Genomic DNA, 23,633 nt, shown 5'->3' with positions numbered 1-23,633 from the left:
ATTTTTCGGATTGCCGAAGGCCTAAGGCAGGGCGTATGCGACGTCACAAGTAAGCTTTCCCAGCGAAAATTCGGATTTCGTCGCGAAATGTTTACTGTTTCTCGGTAGGCCACTTTATGTCATAGGAAGCGTGAATTGAACATTCTAATTGAAGCCCGGCAAGGAAAGTTGTTCTTCCACGTCAAGCTTGACGACGGCAGCGAGGAGAGCGGCTTCGCCCCCGAAGGGCTTGGAAAAGTTCTAGCCGCCATTCGGAACGCTGTGCTCCGGAACATGCTTATACTGCATTTCCGGGAGGAGCATGACAGATATGCGCGCATGTTAGAGGGTCGTAAGGTTCATATCGACGAGAACGGCACCAAGGTTTGCATGTCAATCGACACTGCATCCGACGAAGGAGTGTTCAGGACCAGCAGTCTCAGCGAATTGGTAGAATTCATCGATCCGCGAACTGGAAATCCAAAACTTTCCGGTACCAATTCATCCCCTTTGCGCTCCTGAGCTTGCGGGCATTCTCGATCCTTTCAAGGCCGATGAATTCTGCTCCTGCAGGACGAGCGATCGCCTCCGTAATGTTGGGTTTTTCGATGTTCAGCATCGCGCCCCAGCCGAATTCTTCTTCGACACTGTTCCATACAGGATAGATCTCCTTCACGGCTTCGATGACCCAGCCATAGGAGCCATCCCAGCCATATTTCTGATGGTCGGGTGTTGGCCCGAGTTCCCATCCGAGTTCGGAAGTCAGCCCGATTTCCAATGGGGACAGTATCGGCCACAGGAATTGCGGCGCTTTGATATCGACCATCTCATTGGCGGCATAGTCCCTGACCATTTCCCGAAGCAATTCAAGCCTATTCTCCTCGCCTGAGGAAGGCGTTCTGTCGGTGTACTCCACCATTGCCGTCGACATGTTCATTCGCTCCTGCTCTGTCCTCGAATTGTAGCCGGCCGGCGCAGACTTGTGAGCCCGCCGGACGTCAAGCCCGCGGTTATTTTCGGAGCAAAAGAGCCTGCAGCACTCGGTGGTGAGAACCACGACCTCTTCCTGCTATCGATGTTATCGACCTCATCGATATGCAGTGAGCACGACCCACGCGCCACGACCATCGACAACCGCCTGGCTTCGGTCCTTGATAGCCTGCAGAAAGACCGGGCGGGTCCGCCATGCGGGGGTGCTGGGCGGCCTTCATGCACGTCACCGTTGCATGGGACGCGTCCCCGGCATGGTGAGCCCCTGCATCCGCCGAATATCCGAACGCAAAGCCTTGCCACATCCTCCGGCGTGATTCCCACCACCGAAGGATTGAAGCCAAGCCCTTCACCGTGGGAGCGTAGCCCCTCACAGATTTCTTGGAGCGCGCTTTCCAGCTTATCGGAAGATGAAACCAAGGTCTCCGCAGTTCGGCCAAACGTACTCGCGGCCTGGATCTACGGCAGTGTGGCGAGGGGCGAGGACCGTCCAGACAGCGATCTCGACATCGCTGTACGTCAGCGATTACGGCGCGAATATTGGAATACCGAAGCCCCTCCTGAGGCGAGCCCTGCCCGTCCCCTCTGAAGATAATGCCATCCCTTCCAAGGTTCCGAGAGCAGACCAGAGCTTGCCCTTGCAAGCCCGCTACGGTCTGCAAGCAGTGGAGAAAAAAGCAAGCCGCCACATGCCCCGACAGCTCCCGGAGCAGCCTGACGGTTGCGTCGGTGCCGAGAATGATGGTCAGTGGATAGCGCAAGGCGGCGTTGAGCTGTCGATCGCCTGGTCTCGTCGGCACGTCGATAATCAGTCGCCACTTTGACCATGAAATGACCCATCCACAGTCGACCTTACAGTAGATTATCGACAGCGAACGGGCGATGCCTTGGGTGCGCCAAAGCGACCCTGGTCCACATCGATGGCATTCATTAGCTGGAAGCCGTCATCATAGGATTGCTTCAGGCAGAGCATATTGCCGCGGCGGGAATTCTGCTGCGGGTCATTCGCGGCGGAGCCTTGCGGACTTTCGCGCTGTCGCGGCCGAATGAAAGATAGATCGCATCATCGCACGGCCCAAAGCACCCTGTAGCAAATTTCATCCTTTGATCAATGCAGCAATGGTCACCCTTTCATAAACCTGTTCTGCTATGTGCGTTATTTCGGGGACTTGGACACGAGCAGAAATGGATCAACCTATTGCCACCGGTTCGTGGCAGGAAATACGCCTTCAAGTTCTCAAGCGTGACAATTACCGCTGCGTCTCATGCTCGACGCCGGTGAAATCGGCCGAAGCGGATGTCCACCACCTGTTGCCCAGATCGATGGGTGGAACGGACGAACTCTCGAATCTGGTCACCCTGTGCGATGGCTGCCATGCAGTCCAACACCAAACCTGGCTGGTGGCCTTGCGAGGAGGGTTATTGAGCGATGGGCGGTCAGGCTTGCCCGTTGGTTGGATACTGAAGGCCAGGTTTCCGAAGGCGTTGGCAATTTCGGCCCGGTCCTCCGTCTGTTCGGGATAGATCGCTTCCGGGAAGGCCAGTTGCCGATCGTGCTGGCTGCTCTCTCTGGAAAGTCGGTCCTGGTCGTCAGTCCGACTGGATCAGGCAAGACCCTTTGCTTTCAACTGCCTGCTGTGCTTCGCCGCGGTCTGACCATGGTTGTCAGCCCTCTGAAAACTCTGATGTCGGAACAGGTGTCTGGCCTGTTGGCCAAGAAGATCCCGGCCACCTTCATAAATAGCGACCTGAGCGCCGACGAAAAGCAAACCCGGTTTTCACTGCTGGGACAGGGCGCGATCAAGTTGCTCTATCTGGCTCCCGAGCGCTTCTTCGTCAGGAGCGAGGACGAACGTGCTCGCCTGAAGCAGACGCGGCCATCGTTCATCGTCGTGGACGAGGCCCACTGTGTCGATCAATGGGGCAGGGACTTTCGGCGGGAATACGGCCGGCTGAAGGAGGTCCGCGAAAAGCTAGGTGCGCCACCCGTCTTGGCATTCACCGCGACCGCTGGGCTCGAGATGCAGCAACGCATCCTGAAATCGCTCGGTATCGAAGACGCCGAGGTCTTTGTGCGCGACGTCGACAGACCCAATATCGCGCTCCTCCGATGGCGGTGCGCAGCCGATCAGCGAGCCGGGGAAATCGCATCTCTCCTGCGGATACCCCAGCTCCAAGGACACAAGGCGATGGTGTTCGTGCCCTCGATGAAGGTCGGGGAGGAGTTGCAAGCGGCGCTACGCAACCTCGGACTTGAAGTGCCGCTCTATCATTCCAGACTGGGAAACGCATGGGAACGACAGGAGCTCGTTAAGCGCTTCCTTGGGCAAAGCAGGCCATCCCTCGACCAGATCATCTGCACTAACGCCTTTGGCATGGGCCTCGACGTCCCGAATGTCCGCCTCGTGATCCATTGGCAGCAGTCTGCATCGGTTGAGGACCAGCTACAGGAATTCGGTCGCGCTGGGAGGGACGGAAAGCCTTCCGTGGCGGTTATGTTCCACAATGGTTTGAGCGTTGGTCGCGATATCTCAAGGCTGCGTTTCATGGCCGAGACAACAGTGGAGTCGGCACAAGTCTCCGCGCTCGACCGGGAGACGATGCTAGAGCAGCGCTATCATCAGATTGATCAAGTCAATGAGCTGATGAAGACCGGGTCCTGCATGCGCACCGCAATCTCGGAGTATTTTCAGGGGCCGAAGACCACTCGACGCCCAAGCCTCTCGGTCTGGATCCTGGACTGGGCATTCGGCAACCGCACGAAGTCTCGACGTTTCCAGGCTTGTTGCGATCATTGCGACAAGGCGGACCTCAGACGCCGCGGGATGGCGGGATACGTTGCCCGGGTTATTGCTGGCTAAGTTCACAGGGATCGATGAAAACGCGCGCGTCAGCCGATTTTCGCATGGCGGTACCGATCGAATAGTCACGGCCAAATTCCGCGGACGATGTCCATGAGACGACTGCTTTCCGAAGCTTTGCCACGAGTTCGTGTGAATCCCGCGTGCGACACGTATGCCTTCGTTGCAACCAGACCGAGTTCCCTGGCAACATTGATTCTGCGCGATTCGATGGCCAGCACTTGACCTTCGCTATTTTTGCTTTACCTAATGGGTTAAGGGTTTTCAGGTGGATATTGAGTATGCAACCACGAAACTGGAGAAACTCTGCCTCAGCAGCAAGGCCTTGGTGAAGGAGTTCGGAACCGTTGTCGCTGGCGCATTCCAGAATCGCCATGCATTCCTTGCCGCAGCGCCGGCGTTGGCCGACGTGCCTACCGACAAGCCGTTCAGGCGTCACCTTTTAGAAGGTGACCGCAAAGGCCAATGGTCCGTGGCGGTGAAGAACGGAATCTGCATCTGTCTGGTGCCGGATCACGACCCGGTGCCAGAGATGGAAAGCGGCGGCATCGACCTCAAGAAGGTCACCAAGGTAAGGATCATTTACGTAGGGGATTACCACTGATGGCAACCGCGACGACCAAGAAGCCGGACTACATCGTTTCCCCAGGCGCAATCCTGGACGAAATCCTGGAAGAGCGCGGGATCGCCAAGCAGGCATTCGCCGAACGATGCGGACGGACGCCTAAGTTCATCAGCGAGATCATTTCAGGAAAAGCTCCGCTCACCGAGGAAACGGCGCTCCATTTCGGCAGGGTCCTCGACATGGAACCGCAGGTCTGGGTCAATCTCGAAAGCAATTACCGATTGAGGCTGGCGGAGCGCCAGGAGGAAGAAGAGTTCGCTCGGCAGTCGGCCTGGGCGAAGAAATTTCCGGTGAGGGACATGGTCCGGTACCGGATGTTCGACACCCCAAAAAGCCCGGCGGAAACAGTTCGATGCATCCTGGACTTCTTCGGGACAGCTTCGATCGCGGCGTGCGACGACATGCTCGCCAGCCGACAGGCTTCGGTGGCCTATCGGCGGTCGCAGTCTTTCCGCGGCCACCCCGAAGCTGTCATGGCGTGGCTTCATTGGGGGGCGCGCATCGCCGCGGACATTCAATGCTCCGAGTACGATCCCATGAGGTTCAAGGCTTGCCTGAAGCAAGCCCGCTCGTTGACACTGTCCGGACCCGAAGAGATTCAGGCCCGTCTCGGAAAGCTATGCGCCGACGCGGGTGTCGCTCTCGTGTTCTCCCCGGAGTTGCCGGGCACGAGACTTAGCGGCGCTGCCCGATGGGCGGGAGACACTCCGATCATCCAGCTGAGCCTTCGGCACAAGTCCGACGATCACCTCTGGTTTACGTTCTTCCACGAGGCGGGTCACATCCTACTGCACGGCAAGAAAGGCCTTTTCATCGACGACGACAAAGGTGACATTGACGATCCTAGGGAAGCTGAAGCAAATGAGTTCGCGGCATCGAGCCTGATCCCAAAGCCAATGTGGAAAGCGTTCGTTGCCAATCGATGCTTTGACGAGGCTTCCATCCGAGCGTTTTCCGCGGAATGCGGCATCGCGCCCGGCATTGCAGTCGGGCGCCTTCAATACGAGCGCGTGGTCCCCTACAACACGGCGCTGAACAGGTTGAAGCAGCGGTTCGAGTGGATCGCCTAGACAGACCGGAGGCCCAGCCTTCGGTCTCGAAGTGCGCGGCCTGGGGAAGGCGGAAGCCGAGGAGCGGGCGCGCTTTTACATCGCGCTGGTAGGCCTCAGCGAATTCACCGGGGCTTACCCGAGGCAGCTTTACGGCGGCATGGCGCAGCGTGTCGGCATTGCCCGCGCTTTGACCGTGCAGCCCGAGATCCTGCTGCTTGACGAACCGCTCGGCGCCCTCGACGCCATGACCAAGATTCCATGCAGGAGGAACTGGCGCGCGGTCGGCAAGGTTTCGAGCATCTCGGGATGATGCGGCCTTGGTGATCTTGGATCGTGCGCCGGATGCTTGAGGACGATGAAAGGTCGCGGAAAGGTCGCGCCGGCGATTGACTTTTCTACCGAGATCGCTATGGTTTCGGTTGTCGTAAAGAGCATAACGAGCATCGGCCCCTGTTTCAGCGCCCGCTCGCTAGGACGACCAAGTTGTGCAGGAAGCTTGTGACAGGACACTTCGGGTGGCTTCCAACCCCTTGAGCTAAGGAAGCGCTTCTACTGTCGAAATTTTAACGAACGCCCATGGAGCCTATGCAGGTTCCCTGGGCGTTTCGCTTTCTGCGGCCTTCTCTAATCAGTCAGCGGCACGTGCGCAAGAATAGAACCTATCCGGGTCCCGTGTGGGTTTCGTTGCGCGAAAGCCGTTACCACCGAATAATGGATATCATCGCCGCGAATCTTGTGCTCGAGGACGGCAATCCCGATTTTTGTGCGGACGACTGTCACCCGCACGTCCCGGATGTGGCCGAACTCGCAATACACTGGCGAGCCGGGGCAGACGATAGCGGCGACGTATTTCGGAACGTCGCCTTCCTCAACGTATCCGCACGCGAGGACCTCCGCTTTGTGTCGCGCCCAGATGTGACGTACTCCAAAGCCGCCCCGCGCGCTGTGGCGCCCGAGTTTTAGGACGATGGGTGCGCCTGGAATTGCCACTCCCCTGACGTTCTTTTCTTCGACCCTCCCGAAATAATATGTGCCGTTTGAAGGATGTTGAATGAGAGTATTCGGCATCTACCCCGTCATGAACTGAAACTGCATCGAGCGCGCCCCTAACATGAGGCATTGAATATTGACAGTGAATGTCACCGGAATCGTCTCCGGCACCACATTCCGGAATCCACCTGGCAACCGATCGCTCAACCCTCGACATACCTTTGGAGCGGCATTCGGCAGCAAAAACCGCCATGCCTGAACTCCCAGCAATGGTAGGCCCACCGATGTCTGGAGCGGGGAGGCCCGCATCAGGGCAGCCACGGGACGACATGACCGCAATCGACAGGGTGATCCGCATTTGCGACCGAGCACAAACAGGGATTTTGCGCTCGCGCTGATAGCGTTTTCCCGGGTTGCGTAATCGCAGATTTCCGCGCGTCCGGTCCGACGATGAAGATCACGGAACAAGATGGCGGCCGCGTCATCATTAAAGCAAACCGTGTCCTAGTCCGCTGATGCTTGTTTTTTGAGAGCATCACAGGCTGAGTTCAGTCTGTGATGAATCAGACTGACGTCGCGCCTGCTCGGTTCGTCTTGACTACTTGCGATTTGGCCCAGCCATCGTGTCGCCTTTTCGATTTCTTCGATCGCGGTCCTGATGCCTTTGACCTTTTCTACAGCCTGTCTGCGACGCTTTTGAAGGGCATCCTGCCGTTCGGCATTCGACATCGCTACGCCGGTCTTCGGCAGCCGACCACGCCGTTTCGGAGATTGTGCGGGAAATTGGACGTCAATGAGCTTCATGACGATGCGCTCGATGGCTTCGTGTTTCCAGGCTCCCGTTGTGTCGTATTGCCCCGGCGTGATTTTTGCGATGCGATGGGCTTCGAGAATGGCTTCTGTTGCTGTTCCTGAGAATCCTCCGCTCATGAGTGATGCGACGCCTGTAAGCGTGTTCGCGAAGTGTCGGCTGAGAAATGGATCGCTCCGTTTAGCGGCCGGATAATAGGCGAGGATCGGCGCTGTGATCTCGCGAAGCATCGCTTCGTTCGGTTCCGCTGGCGACAGCGACGTCGACTGTGTTGAAGGGGGCCTTTCGCCGAGGGGCTTCGGACCTCCAATTCTTCGCAGGTGTTCAACGATCGCCCTGCCGGTCGGCATTATAATGTTTTCGAAACGCTCCGCTCCGCAGTGGATTTCGTAGACGTTGTGCCTGCCTCCATCGTGCTTGACCTGTCCTTTTCCATTGATGACGTAGGTCTTTCCTTCGAAGTCGATCGTGCGCGTGCCCGTCACTTTTCCCTCATATTTACGTTATTACCGGAATCTCATGTCGGAGCAATTGCGTCAACATGAGGCCGGATCGAAATGCCGACACGGTCGCATCTTGGCTGGAGCGCCATCTGCGCGGGGTCCGCCTGGTGAATCCAAGGGGTCACCGCTAGTCGATCCGCCTCGCTGAGCTTAGGGAAACCCGCTTGCCGACTCAGGTCGCGCAGCAGCTTCTCGTCCAGGTGGCATTCTGCCTCTCGTCGCGTGAGCGCAAGTCAGGGCGTATGCCAAGCAGAGATCGACCAGGGCGTAGTCGTTCCGCAGATGGATGCATGGGGCGCCCGCCGCGAACCACTAGCCGAGCGATCCTTTGACCATCACTTTCACGCAATGGTCTCCACGATCTCATAGCGCTGGATCAGCGGTCCAATCCCATCGTTGAGTAGGGTCAGGACGCTCTGCGCTGTCGGAGCGAGGATTTCAATCCGCTCGATGCGAACCGGACTCCATGAAGGTTCGTCGTCCTCATTCGAGGTGACTTCGCGGCGGAGTTCGATGACGGCCTGCCGCACCTCGTCCAGTTCCGCAAAAAAGAAGCCCGGGGTTCCAGGGTCTTTCCAGCGGCCTTCGTTCGGCTCAACGTCTAGTGAATAGGTATACAAGATCATGGTTCGTTCGCTCCTGCTGTACGCCCTGCCGGATGCTACAATTGCCTGTCCTACCGCCGGAGATCAAATCCCCCGAAACGTCGATCCCAAGCAACACCGAACGAGACAGTCTTCCCGTCTGAGAGGCCGAGGCCGCTCTTCTGCCCAAGAACCCCTGGTGCGTCCCCACGTCCGATTGAATTCCGAGCGCCTCTTTTGCAGCGTTAGGTAGCAAAAGCCACCAACCGTTAAACCCTCCCGGCCCACTTAATATCACCCGATGCAATTCAGGAAAAAGTCGGCACGGGGCCGTGGCTGGCACGCTCTGATCATAGGAGGGCACACACCTCTTCGCGTACTGAAACTCGCTGAGGAGGCGACTATTATGCCGGGCGGAAGACCGGGATCAATGGCGCGCTTGAAATTAGCATAATCGTGATTATACTAAACGTAATTATGCTAGGGGGCGGATGATGAGGTTTGTCGGCAGGGAACGCGAACTTGAACTTATCCGCAAGGAACTTGCCCTTCCTCGGCCATCGTTGATTGTGGCCTATGGCAGGCGGCGGATCGGGAAGTCACGGCTGCTGCGGGAAGCAGTAGACGGGACAAACGAAATCTATTTCCAGGCGACGCGCGTCTCGTCGACCTTGAACCTCGAAGCTTTCAAAGCCGAAACGGCACGCATCCTTGGAAGCGATCCGCTGCTCCAGGCCATCGAGTCTTGGGAGGGGGTGCTCCACTACGTGGCGGGCGCCGCCGGCAGCGGCCGCAGAGGGCTTGCCGTGATTATCGACGAGTTTCCATATATCGTCGACCAAGAGCAGGCACTGCCTTCGATCCTCCAGAAATTCTGGGATAGCGGTGCTCCTCGGACGGGAAGCCTGAAACTTATCATCTGCGGTTCGGCGATCGCGCAGATGGAAGAACTGCTCGCGGAGCGGAACCCGCTTTATGGCCGCAAGACGATGACGCTTGAGGTGAAACAGCTTCCGTTGCGGGACGCCGCCTTGTTTTTTCCAGACTACGATTCGCGCCAGGCCATCGAGGCCTATGGCATTTTCGGGGGAATCCCCCACTACCTGCAGCTCTGCGACCCGGAGAAGAGCCTCAGGCAAAATGTGGTGGACCTGCTCCTGACGGAAACAGGCGCACTGCTGGACGAACCTATGACGCTGCTCCAAAACGAGCTGCGGGACCCCGGCATGTATTCAAGCATCGCGGCCGCGATCGCGGACGGCTGTACGACATCGAGCGAGATCGCAGGAAGGCTTCGGGTGGATGCTGGGAGCCTGCCTCCGTACATTCAGAAACTTTCGAAGCTAGGCCTCGTGAACGTGAACAAGTCTTTGGACGCAAGTGAGAAGGCGAGGAACCGCCGCTACACGCTAAATGACCCCATGATGGCCTTCTGGCACCATTTCGTCCGCCCGAACCTGTCTGCGATCAACAGCGGCTTTGGCGAGCAGGTATTCCAAGACGTGATCGAGTCCAGACTGCCTGAATTCATGGGCGGAGCGTTCGAGCGCATGTGCGTGGATCATGCCCGGGCGAACGCTCAGGAATCTCTCGGTTCTCCGGCGATGGAGGTCGGAAGCGTCTGGGGCCATGCGGACTTTGACATTGACGTTGCGGGTCGAACCCTGAACGGTTCCTTCTTTTACGGCGAATGCAAGTGGCGCTCGGTGGCGATGGATCTTGCGATGCTCGAAACCCTGCGAAATCGTTCGGAACAGACGACCTATGGCGCAGGGAAGAAAGGCAAGCACTATCTGTTATTCAGCCGGAACGGCTTCCGTGCAGAAGTCGAAGAACTGGCAAAGACCGACGGATCGATACACCTTTTGCGACTGGATGACCTGGCCAGGCATCCGTTCCGAACGCCTGCGCCCCGTCCATAAGGTCAATTCATGGACCGTTTCGCGGCCACCATGCAGCGTCTTGGTTGCCACATAAGTTTCCACCCACCCGCATTGAAATCGCTGACGATTTTCAAGCGTTCGCCAACGGCACTCAGACCGTCGCCACATAAGTTCCCACTCTTGGTAGCCGTCGCCACATGAGTTTCCACCGCTCGCGGAACGGACTCTGGAGCACAACCTTCGGTAGGCGAATCGCGCGCCATGCCGCCGCTATCGGCGATCGGACTTGGCGGCGACGCGTCTGCAAGCGTGGTGCAGACCCGCGCGATTGGCGTCTAGGTTGCGCCGGCTATGGCCCTGAAGGCTGGCGCGCGCATCATTTCGAGTGCTGATGCGGAGTATCCCCGGTTGCTTGTCCAAACCCGTGACGACCCACAAATTCTCTTTGTCAAAGGGCGGTTGGCGAGTTCGCCAGAAAAGTCAGTCGCGATCATCGGCACCCGTGAACCCACCGAGCACGGAAAAATCATCGCCAGACGATTGACCGAGTTCTTTGTCGAAGACGGGTGGAGCGTGGTGAGCGGCTTGGCCCTTGGATGGGACGGCATCGCCCATGAGGTCGCCGTCAGCGCCGGAGGGCACACTGTCGCGGTTTTGGCACATGGATTGCAGACGATCTCGCCGAAAGGTCATACGAAGCTGGCTGAGCAGATCCTGGAGAGCGGCGGCGCCTTGGTGACAGAATACCGAATGGGCCAGGGGCCGCTCCCTGCCCAGTTTGTCAAGCGAGACAGAACGCAAGCTGGACTGGCGCAGGGTGTCGTCATGATCCAGTCCGACCTTAAAGGTGGGAGCCTTTTCGCCTCTCGTGCTGCAATTGAATACCAGCGGTGGCTGTCGGTGCCGTATCCGACACCTCAAGATGTTTCGCGGCAGGAGCCTAAGGTGCAAGCGAACATCCTTCTGGCGGACGGCGCGCTACGCGAAAAGTCCGACCTGCTGAAATGCGAGCCCGGCGATCTTGAACGGCTCATCGTGCTACGAAGCAAGTCCGACTACGCACAGATGATTCACCCTCTGGCGCTGCCAAGCCCACCAGATCAAACTCCCCTGTCACAGCTACAGCTGTTTTGACCGGGCAACACGGGCGCACGGGTCGAACACGCTGCGGAGGGGAACGCGTGGCCCCTTCGATGGATCGAGCTTCGTAGCCAGCCGTGGCGATGTCCGCTAGATAATCGGGAAACGTGAATTCTTCGCTATCTAACGCATGAGGGAGGAGTGGGATCGGCCTGCGTTGCCGTCTGACCTCCGGCGGAGCATCGCCATTGATCCACTTCGCCATCTATGCATTCTGGGTGCGGTGGGAGGCAGGGATGGCGAAATCGAAGGCAAACAAGGCGAAAGCGCGCCAGGCCCGAGGTCGGGCGGCGATGACTTCGCCGAGAATCCAGAAGCCCCGGAAATCCCAGACGGCAGTTCCGCTCAGTCAGGCGGCCAGAAGGCGGGTTCGCGTCGCGACAGCGCTTATGGACTACGTGGCTGCCAGCATCGACAGGGCTGGCACGGTCACTGTCCCTGCGGACAAGATCGTCGCAAAGGACGCGGAAGGGAGCAACGCCCCCGTGAATCTAACCGAAATCGGTGAGTTCGTTGAACGCTTGCAGCGAGCCGGAAAGCTCGCACACGTCGAGAAGCGGTCCAACGCTTACCTTTTCAAGGTTCTCCGACGCCCTTTTGCGAATTCTCAGAGACAGCCAACGAAGGCAGTGGCGTCGCGATCACCTCAGTTGCCAAACATAGAGCAGATGATGCGGGCCGTTCTCGCTGCCATCGACGCGGGTGCGAAGCGTCATCCTGCGGTTCGGGCAGCAGTGTCAAATGCGCTCGCCATTCCGGTGTCCATGGCAAGGAGCCATATGTCAGAGCACAGTTTAGACGGCCGTCTACCTCTCTGCATCGAACACCACAAGGCGCTCGGGCACATCCAACGCGAAGGACGTGTGATCTCGATCCTGCCGAGGGGGCGGGCTCGGCTCCAGGACAGCAGGCCTTTCGAAGGTGACGAAACCCCAAAAAAGTTCAGGGTAGCGGAGAAGTCGCTCACCGCCGTTGGCGGATCCCATGTGGCGAATTCAGGCGACGTGAGCAGGCTTCTGCAAACGATACCGACCCTTCCTCCGGAGAGGCTTATCGTTCTCTGGTCGAACGCCGTGAAGGTTCTGGCCGCCCCCTCCAAGGCGGCGGAACATGAGCGTGCCCGACAGGTCATCGGGGCGGTCGAGACAGCCTGGGACGCGCTCGACAGGAGGACGGACGAAGAATTCGCCTGGCCGAACACAGAGGTGCGGGGTGGCCCCGGAACGTCGACGGTTCCGGAACTGCGGTCCGAGGGCATACTTTCCTATCTGGAGTACCGGGTAGGGAAGACCGCCGGCCTTCCTGCCGTTGTCCGGCATTCGATCCTCGCACGCGTGTTTGAAGGGAAGCTGCCACGCGTCTTCGATGCCGAGTACATGCGGGGATGGGGAAGTCCCGGGAGCGCACAGCGACTCCGGAAAATGGCCGAATCCCTGGCTGCCTTCGCACGGAACGCGAAGAGGAGCGACCAAGACCGACTCGACGAAGCCATCCGGCAATGGGAGCAGGACTTGGAATTCCTGCATGATCGGTATTACGTCGGGCGCTTCGGCTTTGGCTGGCCGACGACCTCGATCAATGATCCGGTTCGGATGCTGGATCGGCGATAGATGGCATAGTGTCGAGGCGAATGTAGGCATGTCAGAGAAGGGCTATTCGGCCGCCTCATTTTCTCTGTCACGTGCATATCGGGTCAGAAGCTTCGAATCTTTGAATTCGTTGCAAAGAACCTCCAACTGCTCGGCATCCATCTTGCCCAGAACATCAGTATTTCGTTCCAGCAAGCCCTTGCCTCCGAGACGTTTGATCGACCGAGCGACCACGATCAGGGTTTCCTTGGGAAGACTGGGCAAGGTAGGGATAAGCGCCGACCCGAGCGAGCTTCGCTGGTCGCTGGTACGAGCTAGCGAGACGACATTGTCGATCCCTTTTACCATGAGGGCTAGCGGCTTTGCTTCCGTCGCTTTCGCCAGGACAAGCGGAACGATCTCGATGAAGAAGTCCAGGCCCACCCGTACCCGCTCCGTCAGCGAGAAGTTTAGGATCCGCTCCCTCTGGTCTTCATTGAGGCCTTGATCCTCCAGCAAGATCTTAAGGACCCCCACCTCCTTGCCGCCCAGCGAGGACAGCCAGAGGGTGAGAGCACCGTCTGGATTATCGTCGATCTGTTTCATCGGAATCGAAAGAACCTCCCGCGCGATAGACAGACACCGTTGTTCGTCTGCGCTCCCGGCGAGAGCGCCGACAATCGCCTGAAGGTCGTCAGCGTTACCATCAGCCGACTGCTTCCCAGTCAGCAGCTTCTGCACGTCTCCAGGCGTCATGTACGTTGCAATGTGTTCGATGCAGGCCTCCACGGAGGAGGGGGAATGGCGCCAGAGGATTGCGGCCGCTCCGGATATATCGCCACGCAAGATTTCAGGAAGCAGGCCACGCGCTTCCATGTCCACAATGGATCTGAGCACGTCACCAGAGCCGGAAACTGCGGGGTTCTCTTTGATAAATTGAATAGCACGACTGGCGAGATTCCCCGGTTCGTACGCCCCAGTACGGTCGTTCTCCTCAGGCCAATATCCCACCATGTCGCGGTGCAGAATTGGATAGGCTTCAGGGGCTCCTGCAGCCTGCTCAAAGAGCTGCTTAAGAAACGCTCCAGCCTGGGCCTTGGGGGCATATTCCAGCAGCATTCGAGCGGCAGGGTATATCGCCGACAGGTAATCAGGGCGGGTGTGCATCGCCAATACGCGAGTTCTCGTCGCCTTTACATGCCCCTGGAGAGGAGCGGTTGCCCATTCAGAGCTTTTCGCGGTGGCAATAAATCTTGAATATTTTTCCGCAGCCTCCGCATCGACTGGATCGGCATTGATGATCGCGTTCATTTGGCTTGTCAGCGCCGCTTTATGCTCCTCAGTCAGCTCGCCAAGGTGTGACGCTACATATTCCAGGGAGGTCCATGGCAGATCGGCAAAGGGCATGCTGATGATCTGTTTCAACATCCCGTTCCATGCGTCAGCATCCTTACGCATCAGAATTTCCGCCGCGCGGACCATGTAGGCACAGGTGTCGTCGACTTTGGCCCATGAAGCGATAATCGGCAGGATGCCGGTGGCAGTACTCGGATCGATGTGGGATTCCCAACGCGTTACCAGGTCGAGGAACTTGTGTGCCCCTGCTTCCCAATCCAACGCCCAGTCGTCGCCGTCTTCCATATCTTTTTGCAACCGGGCGGCCAGGGCGACGAGAAATGCTCGAGCCTCTCCATCCGAGGCGTGCGCGGCATGAATTCCCGCTTCGCCCCATGCACTCAAGGCACCTGCGGGATCGCGGACCGCCACCTGCCCTGTCAGTAGCTGCCAAAGCACTTGGCGGCTCTCCTGACCGCCTTGGGCGAGGCTCTGATAGACTGCGCTGAGCCTCGATAGCAGCCGATCTTTTTTCGGGATGGATGCTGGCTCGTTCGCGAGCTCCAGGATTGCGAGGTGCGCGTACTCTGAACTGAGGAACGGAAGCAGGTGCACTTCATGCTCGTCCATCCAGTTTTCAAGCTGCGAGAAGGGCAAGGTCTGCGCTCCGGTGCTTGCTTGAACCTCTCGGGTGAGCAGCCAGCTTTTCAGGCGAGATTCCGAAGAGGAAAGGAGGCCGTCACTGGCCCGGACGTCCAAGACGAGTTCTACAGCTGCCTTGGCGTCGGAAACGAGTTCCTCGAGGTTCGGCGTCTCGCCCATAAGCAAACGCCATTCAAGCTTTTGACCCGTAAGGAGGTCGCTACAGAAATGATCGGCGACCTCCCGGCGGTCGTCCGCTTCAAGCGAAGCAATAATTCCCTTTGCCGCGCGGGGACCAACGTTCGTCCGGATGTCCTTGAGGCCAGCCATCTGCCGTGCCAACGGGACCATCAAACCATTGCGATATTCTGCGGGTATGCGGTGAGCCAAGGCTGCCAGTACCCTCGCAGCATTTACCCTTCGCGCGGCTGTGTCGTCTGCCAGTCCTTCAGAGAGTTCTTCCAGCAGTCGAACGTCGTCACGTCCGAGGTCATCGTCGTCGAGATGATGGCCGAAGATTTCGAGGACTCCTTGAATATCCCCTGACACGAAGGCGTCGTTCAACTCGGCAGCGCGATCTCCGAATTTCCTAGAGATCGCATCCTGCGCAAGAAGGAGCAGTGGCTGCAGTGACCTGGGCCACCTCAAGTCCAAGAGGCTGGACAGGTACTGGCGAAGCTGCCGGTGCTCCGTCCGAACGTCATTTCCGATTTTTCCGTCTGCCGCAGCTAGGAATTCCTTCAGAGCGTATTGGGCGCCGATCGCAAGCGCTTCCGGCGGTTCTCGCCGGAATACCACTCGGTTAAACTCCTGAATCAACTCCGGGCGCTTCAGTAGCTCGTTGTAGAAATCCGGAAAATCGACCCGCAGGACGCACAGCGCAGCCAGCGCAAGGGGGTGATTTGTAACTGCACCCCCATGCAAGACCCCTGGGGCGCTGGAGCCGACGCCGCTCCGCTCCCTTTGGGTCGCGATCCACCAGGTCTGAGTGAAAGCGTTTAGGATCTGTATCGCGTTGCGCGGACTTTGGACCCCGACGTGAATTAGCCTGTCTACGAGGTCTTGCAGCCTGACCCCTCGCTTTTCAAGCTCGACAACCATGGAGCCGGCGGCACGAAGTTTCTTCTCCGTAAACTGCCTCATATCCAGCTTTGGAAACGGCGGAATCTCGAGGCGAAACTGGAACAGTCGGTCAAGATATCGACGCGCGTCCGAGCGCGTGAAAACGGACCCTGGCAATTCAGGATTCACCCTGCCACGTCCACGTGACAACGCATCGGCCACACGGTCTTCGTCACACGAAATGACGAAGACGACTCCGAAGTTTTCAGAACCGTCGGTAAGGGGGAGTTCAAGGAAGGTCCGAACAGCGTCCAGCCCGGAAACCATTTCAGCTGCGGACAGACGGTCGAGGTCGTCAACGAACACGACGAGGCGCTCGCACGAACGGCCATCCCGTGACTTCCGAAACGTCTCGATCTGATTGACCAGCAGCCGTTCGTATTCCTCTGCACTTGTGGCGGGGAAAGTGACCACTGATTGGCTATTGAACAACGTTGGCGATTTCAGCCTGAGGTCGACAACGTTTCTGGCCAAGAAGGCACCGACAATCGCGGCAACTGACAGAACAGCACTGATGCCCAATTGGTTCGAAAGACCGAGGCTGTATGAAGCAAACCAGAAGACGCCCACAGTACTCGCTAGCAGTAGCACGAAAAGAAATGCCGACGCGGCGTTCTGGAGCATGGCTTCCTTAAACCATTCTCCTAGGTTCCGTCTTACCTGAGCGGACTCGGCAACCTGCTGATAAAGGCTACGTCGGAGTTCCACCTCGTCGCCGCCAAGCTGGATAAATACATGCCGCAGGAGCGCTCGCTTGATATCATCGTCGCCCCCATACTTCCAGGCGTTGAATGTGATCGGACGGAAGCGGTTTCCGCGTCGCTTCCCGGTCGGGCCGCTAGAGTCGGATGCCAAGGACTCAAGATAAAGCTGTTTGATTGTGCTTTTCCCAGTTCCCCAAGACCCAAGCAGCCCGATACTGAAGGGCGGACGATGCCGGCCTTCGACCAGACTCCTAAGCGCTTTTGAGAAATACTGGTGGCCAAAGGCGTCTTCCGAGAGGACTGAGAGCTCCCTGTCCAAGACGCTGGGCATCTCGTGTTCACCCGAAATTCCCGCGCTGGCTCGTGCAGTCATTGTGTCCCCCGGTTTTCTACCCTCGACAAGCGTATATCCCACCTGGATCATCGAGAAGCCCCAGAATTCAGTAACTAGACCACCCCATGCTACTGCGGCAATCTGAGGCCAATGAATTCTGTTGTGCAGGGTCACGTGGATGCCGCCGCCTTCACCCTGTCCTCCTGCCTTCCTAACCCCATCCGGATGAGATGCTTCCTGATGGTGGGCGTCGATACAAGTTCGTCTTCCTCAGCCAGCAGCTTCGAGTACGTGCGTGGTCCGCCCATTGGCTTGGCGAGCGCGAGTTCCTTGATCCGGTCGCGCAATGCTTGTGAGGTGTCGCGGCGGCGCCTCTGAAGCGCGAGGGCTGGTTCGAGGAAACGAAGACCCATCAGGCCGACGCTTCCAGGTTTCCGGCAGACTGGCGCCAGTTCGCCCGCCGCGGCCATAGCTACCAGCCCGCCGGGTTCCATGCGCATGCGCCTGGCGCAAACGATCAACGAGATCGCCTGTTTGACCTCACCTTCCGGGATGTTGCCGAACATGTTTTCAAGGAAGCCCTCAACCTGAGACCTCGCGTACCTGCTGCCCCGCATTCCGCGGCCCGTCACGTTTGCGAGCCGATCGAGGAAGCCGGCTTTCACCAAGGGGCCGAGCTGACCAGGAGGAAGGCCGAGGATGCGGTCTGCCTCCTGTGTAGTGATGACGTCGTCCAAGAATTTGCGGATGCGCGTAGCCTCGTCGTGATTGAAATGAACCCGTGCCCGATACCATTCCCGCTCGGGCAGGATGCCGAGCCTGTCCGCAATGGCAGCAACCCCGCGGCGAACGATCCCTAGTTCTTGCGCGAGGGCCTCGATCCCGATGTCGTCGCTATAGAAGTCTGCGTCCGAGAGTTCGCGCGGCACCGTACGGTTCTCCGCAGCGAGGGCTTTCTTCATCGCCTTGTTGAACAAGCTCGACATCCGGGGGGACAACGTGAACCGATTGTCGGTAATCCAGCCGAAGGCCACGACATGGCCGCGACGACGGCACTCCTCCGGAACCTCGCGGGTGAGCCACATTCGGAGCTTGCGCATGAGATGCGCCGGACCGCGAAACAGAGCCTCGAATCCAATCTCCGGGTGTGATTCCAACGAGGGCGGGTGGCGTGCAGACCTCGGCGAACCAAGCAGCCGCCCGAGCATGTCGCACGTGTCGATAACTTCCTGCAGCGACATGTCGTCCAAAAGCGGTGCAGGTGGCGAGTTGCAGATGCCAAGCCGGGAGAGGACATATCCGGCGAACGTGCCTCCGGGATCTTTCCGGGGAATGCCCTTCCTCCCAAGGTACTCGCCCTTCGGGGAGTGATCGAAATACGGCCACCACCACATCAGGGGACTCCCGTCGGGAAGCGAATCCTCGATCCGCGTCCGGTGGAACGGACACTCAGTGATTGCCAGGATGTCCCACCAGAGCCGATGGTAGGCGCTCTCTCCGAGGCAGGCGGGACAGAAGCGCCGTTTCGAGATGGAAAACTGCTTGTCCCGCAGGAACTCGCCGCAGAGCCTGATGCCGTCCTCTTGGATCATAGGCGTGGAGCGCTGCAGCCTGTCTCGCCAGCTCGCTGGAATAGGCAGCTGGAGAACGATCTCCAGCTGCTCGGCAGGGACAATGTCCCATAGGCGCTAACTTAGGGGTAGACTGGTGGAATCGAGATGTGATTCCTCGGCCAGATGCAAACGAATGATTCCATCGAAGCAGACTGGCAGGCTCTGATATCGGGGCTGTCGCAGTGCATTGATCTTGAGGCGACGGCGCGGGCGACAGGAGCGCTGGTGCGCCGTCGCAATGTTGCAGACGCAGCAACATTGCTGCGTCTGGCGTTGGCCTACGGCCCCGGTGGGATGAGCCTGCGCTCGGCTGCGGCCTGGGCCGGGATGAATGATGTTGCGAGCCTTTCGGATGTTGCACTTTTGAAGCGCTTGCGCGGAGCGGCCGATTGGCTCGGCAGCATCGCTGGCGCCTTGCTCGAAAGCGCTTGCGCCAAAAGCTGCGTGCCCATGGAGCGCCGGCTGCGCATTGTCGACGGCAGTTCGATCTCGCGTCCCGGCAGTAGTGGCACGGACTGGCGGCTGCATGCCACCTACGAACCTGCGCTTGCGCGCTTCACGCATCTGGAGATCAGCGACGTCCACGGTGGAGAAGGCTTCTGTCGTGTTCCACTTCGCCAAAGGCACTTCGGCCGCGACTGGCCCGAGCGACGACAATGCCGAGCGTGAGGAGAAACCTGGCTCTGCGCGATGTGGCGGACCAGGTTTCGAAGGAACGCTCTTTCATTCGTTTCCTGGCTTTCCTGTGGCTCGATTCCTAGAATTGAATTCCAGAAATTAGACCACGAATCCCTTAACAAAGCCCTTCGTCTTTAGCTCCAAGGAATCCATCCTAATTATCTGGAATCCTTCAGATAAACCCGTAGACTATGAGGCCGACAACCCGTTAACCTATGAACCTATGAGGTTTGGACAAAGCCGGAACATTCTAGATCGGCAGGCATTTCGGATCGAAACGTTGCTTGCGGTATTTGCTGGATTATTCACTGTCATTTCCGCCGAACGGAAATTTCTCCGCGCAATTCAATTGCGCCGGCGGTAGACAGGACTCAGCATCGAGCAAGAGATCTTGTGCTGCAGATTGCGAGCTATATGGCGGCTTGGGGACGGATTGCCCGTAATGCGGCAGGCAAAAAACGAGACCGTCAGAAGAGCGTGACGGCAGCGTAAATGAAGGGGGCGACTGGGGAATGACTTACACGCGCATATCGACGGTCAAGGAACTCTGCGAACTCGAACCGGGCGCGCTTGATTTCACCTTGGCCGATCAGGTCGAACACCTGGGCGACCTCCTGACGGAAGCGGAAGGCGCAGCGGACGAATTCTTCAACAAGAACTTCGTCACTCGAGGCATGGAGCGGCTGCTTCGCGAAGGCTTGCAGCGGCTGAGCGGAAAATCGTCTCAGGCCGTTTTCGAACTCAGGCAGGCGATGGGTGGCGGCAAGACCCATTCGATGCTGGCTTTGGGCCTGCTCGCGCGAAATCCTCAGCTGTATGGTCGCGTGCCGGCCAAGGTGACCGATGGCATCGTCGGCGAAAAGTCCCGTGTCGTGACCGTTGAAGGTCGCAATATCTCCCGTGACCGCTTTCTTTGGGGTGATATCGCCACGCAGCTCGGCGACGGGGAATCCTTTTCCCGCTTCTGGGTAAACGGCCCCGACGCGCCGACGGAGAACGACTGGATCAAGCTGATCGGGAACGAGCCGACACTTATTCTCATCGACGAATTGCCGCCATACTTTGCTTATGCCCTGACCCGGTCTGTCGGCGGCGGCACCTTGGCTGACGTCACGAATGCTGCCGTTTCGAATCTGCTTTCGGCCGCCATGAAGCTGCCGAGGACCGCCATCGTCATTTCCAGCCTGCTTGGTTCTTATAAGGACGCGAGCAAGGAATTGGTGAAGGCGATCTCCGACTTGGCCAATGAGGCGAAGCGGCAGGCGCAGCCCATCACCCCGGTCGATCTCAACACCAACGAAATCTACGACATCGTGCGCACCCGCATGTTCAGGAAGCTTCCGGACCCTTCCGAAGTGGAAAAGGTCGCGGAGATGTACGGCGAGGCGATCACGATCGCAGAACGTTCGAAGACCATCGCCAGGTCGTCGGAACAGATCGCCGACGAGGTCATCGGCTCCTATCCGTTCCACCCGTCAGTCAAAAACATCATCGCGCTCTTCAAGGAGAACGAGAACTACCGTCAGACGCGCGGCCTGATGCAGTTCGTATCCAAGATGCTGAAGAGCGTTTGGGAAGGCGAGCAGACAAGCGACGTCTATCTGATTGGCTGCCAGCACCTCGATCTTAGGATTGCCGATGTCCGGGACGAAGTCATCCGGATCGGCAAGCTCGAGGGTGCCTTGGCGAAGGACGTCACCAGCACGGACGGCTCCGCGCATGCCCAAGTCATCGACGAGGCAAAAGGAAACAATGCTGCCACGCAGGTGGCAAAGCTCTTGCTGACGGCATCGCTATCCGACGCCGTGGATTCGATCAAAGGTCTGAACAAGTCCACGCTGATCGAATACCTGGTCGTCCCTGACCGGAATGCCTCGGAATTCGAAGAGGCTTTCGACGAGTTGCAGAAGGATTGCTGGTACCTCAAGAAGGAAGGCGACGTCTGGTATTTCTCCAATACCGAAAACCTCCGGAAGCGCATCCAGACCAAGGCGGACAACGCTCCCATCGCCGTGGTCGAAGCCGAGATGGCCCGCCGTCTTATGCTGGCGTTCAAACCGGAAACGAAGAATGCGTACCAGACCGTTTATGCGCTCCCGAAAATAGACGAAGTGTCCCTGGAAGCATCGGGCCGCTGCCTTCTCGTGATGAGTCCCGATGCGCGGACGCCTCCGCAGGCAGCGCAGGCATTTCTCGACAGCGTGACCTACAAGAACGCCTTCTGCGTCGTCGCCGGAGACGGCTCCTCTATGGGCAGCCTTGAAGAAAAAACCCGCAGGATATGGGCGATCGCCAAAGTGAAGGCGGAACTCGGCGCCAGCAAGGTGCACGACGAGGAACTGGCCGAAGAGGCCGAAAGCGCGGCGTTCGACTTCTCCTCCACCGTCACGACGCTGTTCAACCGAGTCTATTTCCCGATGTCTTCGTCGCAGGACAAGGCAAAGGCTGAACTGAAGTACACGACGTTGAAACTGGCGGTCGAGAAGGACGGCAAGGATTACACGATCAGCCTTGGCGGGGAGGCCGCCATCGAAGCTGCCCTTCAAAGCACCGGGGCCCAGAAGCTTGTAGCGGATGTCCTCCTTGAGGCCGACAAGTTGATGGGACGGGCGGAAGAACTGCTGTGGCCCGAAAACCAGACGAGGATTCCGTGGGCGGACGTCGTCAGCCGTGCACAAACTAATCCTCGCTGGCTGTGGCTGCCTCCGAAAGGCCTCGAGATCCTCAGGTCCCATGCGGTCTCCATCGGCCGATGGGTCTACGAAGCTGACGGCTTCGTAGACAAGTCTCCCAAGAAGCCACGCACTAAAGCGGGCGTGATCAGCGGGGCCCTGAACGAGAGCACGGGGGAAGTGCCGCTCACGATCCATCCGATGCACGCAGGAAAATCTGCGGTCATCAAGGTTTCCGAGACCGGAGACTTCGAGAAGGACGGCCGTGACCTGGAGGAAAATCCGTTCTCCACCAAGGCCACTAAGCTGTGGTTCCTCGTCATCGATCCGGAAGGCAAGCATGAGCAGGGAGATCCGGTCGTATGGACGAATGTCCTGACGCTGACGCACCAGCCGCACTTCGTAGCCGGCAAGAGGACTGTCGAGCTTTCTGTGGTGCCGCGCGGCACGATCCGCTGGAACACTGACGGAAGCAACGTGAAGGAAAGCGCCGTCTACTCTGGACCCATTGACCTCCCTGGCACGGAGGCTGTCACGATCTACGCCTACGCTGTAGACCAAGGCGTGGCCGTCGAGAAAGAATTCCATGTCGCGGGACGTTCCGGCGAAAAACTGATCGACAGGAACCGAAAGGCGAAGCTGACGAAAGACGTGAAGGCCGAGACGACAGCCGACACCTACAAGATCCTGGAGGAGGCCGAAGCGAACAAGGGGACCTTCGAGGCGGCGTCGCTGACGATCGGTTCGGGTTCGCTCAATATCAGCATGCGCATCGGAAGCGACGTCGTCCTCTCCCCCGCGGGGGCGAGGGATTTGATCGCGGCGTCACGCAAGGCGCTCGGTGACGACAATGCCGACGTGAAGCTGGGCGCCAAGAAGATCGGCTTCGAGACAGGGTTCGGCCTTGAGCAGTTCGCCAAGGCTCTTGGAGAAAACGTATCCGCGATCGAAGTCGATCAGTCATGAACGAACGCGAGTCCCTGCAGACCATGGGGTTCGGGGTCCCGGACACCATTGACCCGCATCACTTCGTAGTGCGGGTTCCCGGTGGAAATTCCGGCGACATCGAGATCATCGAACAGTTCGGTATCAACGCCGAATCCTCTGACGACGACCATCTCCTACGGTGCAAGCTTTCCCGCAAGGCATGGAACGGTATCAAGGACGAGGCCAAGCGGGTCCTTAACGAACGTCTTCGGGAAAAGAAGCTGAAGCCCAGCCGCTGGAACGCCGGCGACAACAAGGTCGAGCGTCTTCTGGGACGGGAATTCTGCCTTCTCGCGTGGGCCGTCGAAACCGCGCGGCCCGACGATTATCCTGCGGCATGTGCTTCTTGGGCAGCGCTTAAGCCCGAGGAAAGATGGTGGCTGTTCCGGATGTGCGACACCGCCACCGGCACCGCAGCCGACACCGACATTGGCTGGCGCAAGGCGGTCAGGGTGGCGTTGACGGAAACACCCGGGCCAATGACCCCGATCAAGCGCCGCAAGACGCCCAAGGCTAAAGCCGAAGCCGACCTGTTCGCGCTGCTGCCATCAAGGGATTGA

The 23,633-nt window shown here is 58.5% G+C and carries 17 protein-coding genes and 1 pseudogene; 12 read left to right on the top strand and 6 right to left on the bottom strand.

The features are described 5' to 3' along the window. Window positions 1-436 precede the first annotated feature (436 nt). A complete protein-coding gene (locus NKH57_RS02230; protein WP_352941313.1) occupies window positions 437-916 on the bottom strand; it encodes a hypothetical protein in 480 nt (159 codons plus the stop codon). 138 nt (window positions 917-1,054) lie between these two features. Here NKH57_RS02230 and NKH57_RS02225 point away from each other — a divergent pair, with 138 nt between their 5' ends. From NKH57_RS02225 to NKH57_RS02200, 6 genes and pseudogenes are all read left to right on the top strand, one after another. After that, window positions 1,055-1,558 carry a nucleotidyltransferase family protein gene (locus NKH57_RS02225; RefSeq protein WP_352941356.1) on the top strand — a complete coding sequence of 168 codons (504 nt, stop codon included), beginning with the start codon at window positions 1,055-1,057 and terminating at the stop codon, window positions 1,556-1,558. Window positions 1,559-2,118: 560 nt separating this feature from the next. Further along, window positions 2,119-2,493 carry an HNH endonuclease gene (locus tag NKH57_RS02220; RefSeq protein ID WP_352941311.1) on the top strand — a complete coding sequence of 125 codons (375 nt, stop codon included), beginning with the start codon at window positions 2,119-2,121 and terminating at the stop codon, window positions 2,491-2,493. Further along, on the top strand, window positions 2,424-3,830 hold the full coding sequence (locus NKH57_RS02215) for a RecQ family ATP-dependent DNA helicase (protein ID WP_352941309.1): 1,407 nt from the start codon (window positions 2,424-2,426) through the stop codon (window positions 3,828-3,830). Before NKH57_RS02220 ends, NKH57_RS02215 begins: the two co-directional genes overlap by 70 nt. A gap of 268 nt (window positions 3,831-4,098) precedes the next feature. Continuing rightward, a complete protein-coding gene (locus NKH57_RS02210; RefSeq protein WP_352941307.1) occupies window positions 4,099-4,434 on the top strand; it encodes a system killer suppression protein in 336 nt (111 codons plus the stop codon). Beyond that, the gene (locus NKH57_RS02205; RefSeq protein ID WP_352941304.1) at window positions 4,434-5,525 is read left to right on the top strand and encodes a HigA family addiction module antitoxin; all 1,092 of its coding nucleotides are present in this window, start codon (window positions 4,434-4,436) and stop codon (window positions 5,523-5,525) included. Before NKH57_RS02210 ends, NKH57_RS02205 begins: the two co-directional genes overlap by 1 nt. 16 nt (window positions 5,526-5,541) lie before the next feature. Further along, window positions 5,542-5,786: pseudogene (locus tag NKH57_RS02200) on the top strand (ATP-binding cassette domain-containing protein); the annotation flags it as partial. Between the two features lie 345 nt (window positions 5,787-6,131). Here the strand turns inward: NKH57_RS02200 and NKH57_RS02195 are convergent. The 3 genes from NKH57_RS02195 to NKH57_RS02185 form a co-directional block, all read right to left on the bottom strand. Next, window positions 6,132-6,575, bottom strand: coding sequence for a hypothetical protein (locus NKH57_RS02195; RefSeq protein WP_352941302.1), 444 nt, complete (start codon window positions 6,573-6,575; stop codon window positions 6,132-6,134). A 426-nt stretch (window positions 6,576-7,001) separates the two neighbouring features. Next, on the bottom strand, window positions 7,002-7,793 hold the full coding sequence (locus NKH57_RS02190) for a hypothetical protein (RefSeq protein ID WP_352941300.1): 792 nt from the start codon (window positions 7,791-7,793) through the stop codon (window positions 7,002-7,004). Between the two features lie 359 nt (window positions 7,794-8,152). Next, window positions 8,153-8,437 carry a hypothetical protein gene (locus NKH57_RS02185; RefSeq protein WP_352552596.1) on the bottom strand — a complete coding sequence of 95 codons (285 nt, stop codon included), beginning with the start codon at window positions 8,435-8,437 and terminating at the stop codon, window positions 8,153-8,155. Between the two features lie 452 nt (window positions 8,438-8,889). Between NKH57_RS02185 and NKH57_RS02180 the strand changes: the two genes are divergently transcribed. The 3 genes from NKH57_RS02180 to NKH57_RS02170 all read left to right on the top strand — a co-directional run bounded on the left by NKH57_RS02180 (window position 8,890) and on the right by NKH57_RS02170 (window position 13,028). Next, window positions 8,890-10,317, top strand: a complete 1,428-nt coding sequence (locus NKH57_RS02180) for an ATP-binding protein (RefSeq protein WP_352941298.1) — start codon at window positions 8,890-8,892, stop codon at window positions 10,315-10,317. Between the two features lie 312 nt (window positions 10,318-10,629). Next, window positions 10,630-11,412, top strand: a complete 783-nt coding sequence (locus NKH57_RS02175; RefSeq protein ID WP_352941296.1) for a DNA-processing protein DprA — start codon at window positions 10,630-10,632, stop codon at window positions 11,410-11,412. A 242-nt stretch (window positions 11,413-11,654) separates the two neighbouring features. Continuing rightward, on the top strand, window positions 11,655-13,028 hold the full coding sequence (locus NKH57_RS02170; RefSeq protein ID WP_352941294.1) for a hypothetical protein: 1,374 nt from the start codon (window positions 11,655-11,657) through the stop codon (window positions 13,026-13,028). A gap of 42 nt (window positions 13,029-13,070) precedes the next feature. Here NKH57_RS02170 and NKH57_RS02165 read toward each other — a convergent pair whose 3' ends face one another. Both NKH57_RS02165 and NKH57_RS02160 read right to left on the bottom strand, forming a co-directional pair. Then, window positions 13,071-17,162 (bottom strand): P-loop NTPase fold protein, encoded by a 4,092-nt coding sequence (locus NKH57_RS02165; protein ID WP_352941292.1) that lies wholly within the window; start codon window positions 17,160-17,162, stop codon window positions 13,071-13,073. 131 nt (window positions 17,163-17,293) lie between these two features. Beyond that, window positions 17,294-18,715, bottom strand: coding sequence for a TniQ family protein (locus NKH57_RS02160; RefSeq protein WP_352941290.1), 1,422 nt, complete (start codon window positions 18,713-18,715; stop codon window positions 17,294-17,296). 279 nt (window positions 18,716-18,994) lie between these two features. On the opposite strand from NKH57_RS02160, the gene NKH57_RS02155 reads away from it, so the two are divergent. The 3 genes from NKH57_RS02155 (at window position 18,995) to NKH57_RS02145 (ending at window position 23,633) form a co-directional block, all read left to right on the top strand. Beyond that, window positions 18,995-19,405: a hypothetical protein gene (locus tag NKH57_RS02155; RefSeq protein ID WP_352941288.1), complete on the top strand. Its 411-nt coding sequence runs from the start codon at window positions 18,995-18,997 to the stop codon at window positions 19,403-19,405. 521 nt (window positions 19,406-19,926) lie between these two features. Then, complete coding sequence (locus NKH57_RS02150) at window positions 19,927-23,052, top strand: anti-phage-associated DUF499 domain-containing protein (protein WP_352941286.1); 3,126 nt, start codon at window positions 19,927-19,929, stop codon at window positions 23,050-23,052. Next, window positions 23,049-23,633, top strand: a complete 585-nt coding sequence (locus tag NKH57_RS02145) for an anti-phage-associated DUF3780 domain-containing protein (protein ID WP_352941283.1) — start codon at window positions 23,049-23,051, stop codon at window positions 23,631-23,633. Before NKH57_RS02150 ends, NKH57_RS02145 begins: the two co-directional genes overlap by 4 nt.

The organism is Mesorhizobium sp. M1050 (assembly GCF_040318715.1).
Taxonomy (GTDB): Bacteria; Pseudomonadota; Alphaproteobacteria; order Rhizobiales; family Rhizobiaceae; genus Mesorhizobium.
Note: the sequence above shows the minus strand (reverse complement) of the source record. Positions and strands in the feature narration are given on the sequence as shown.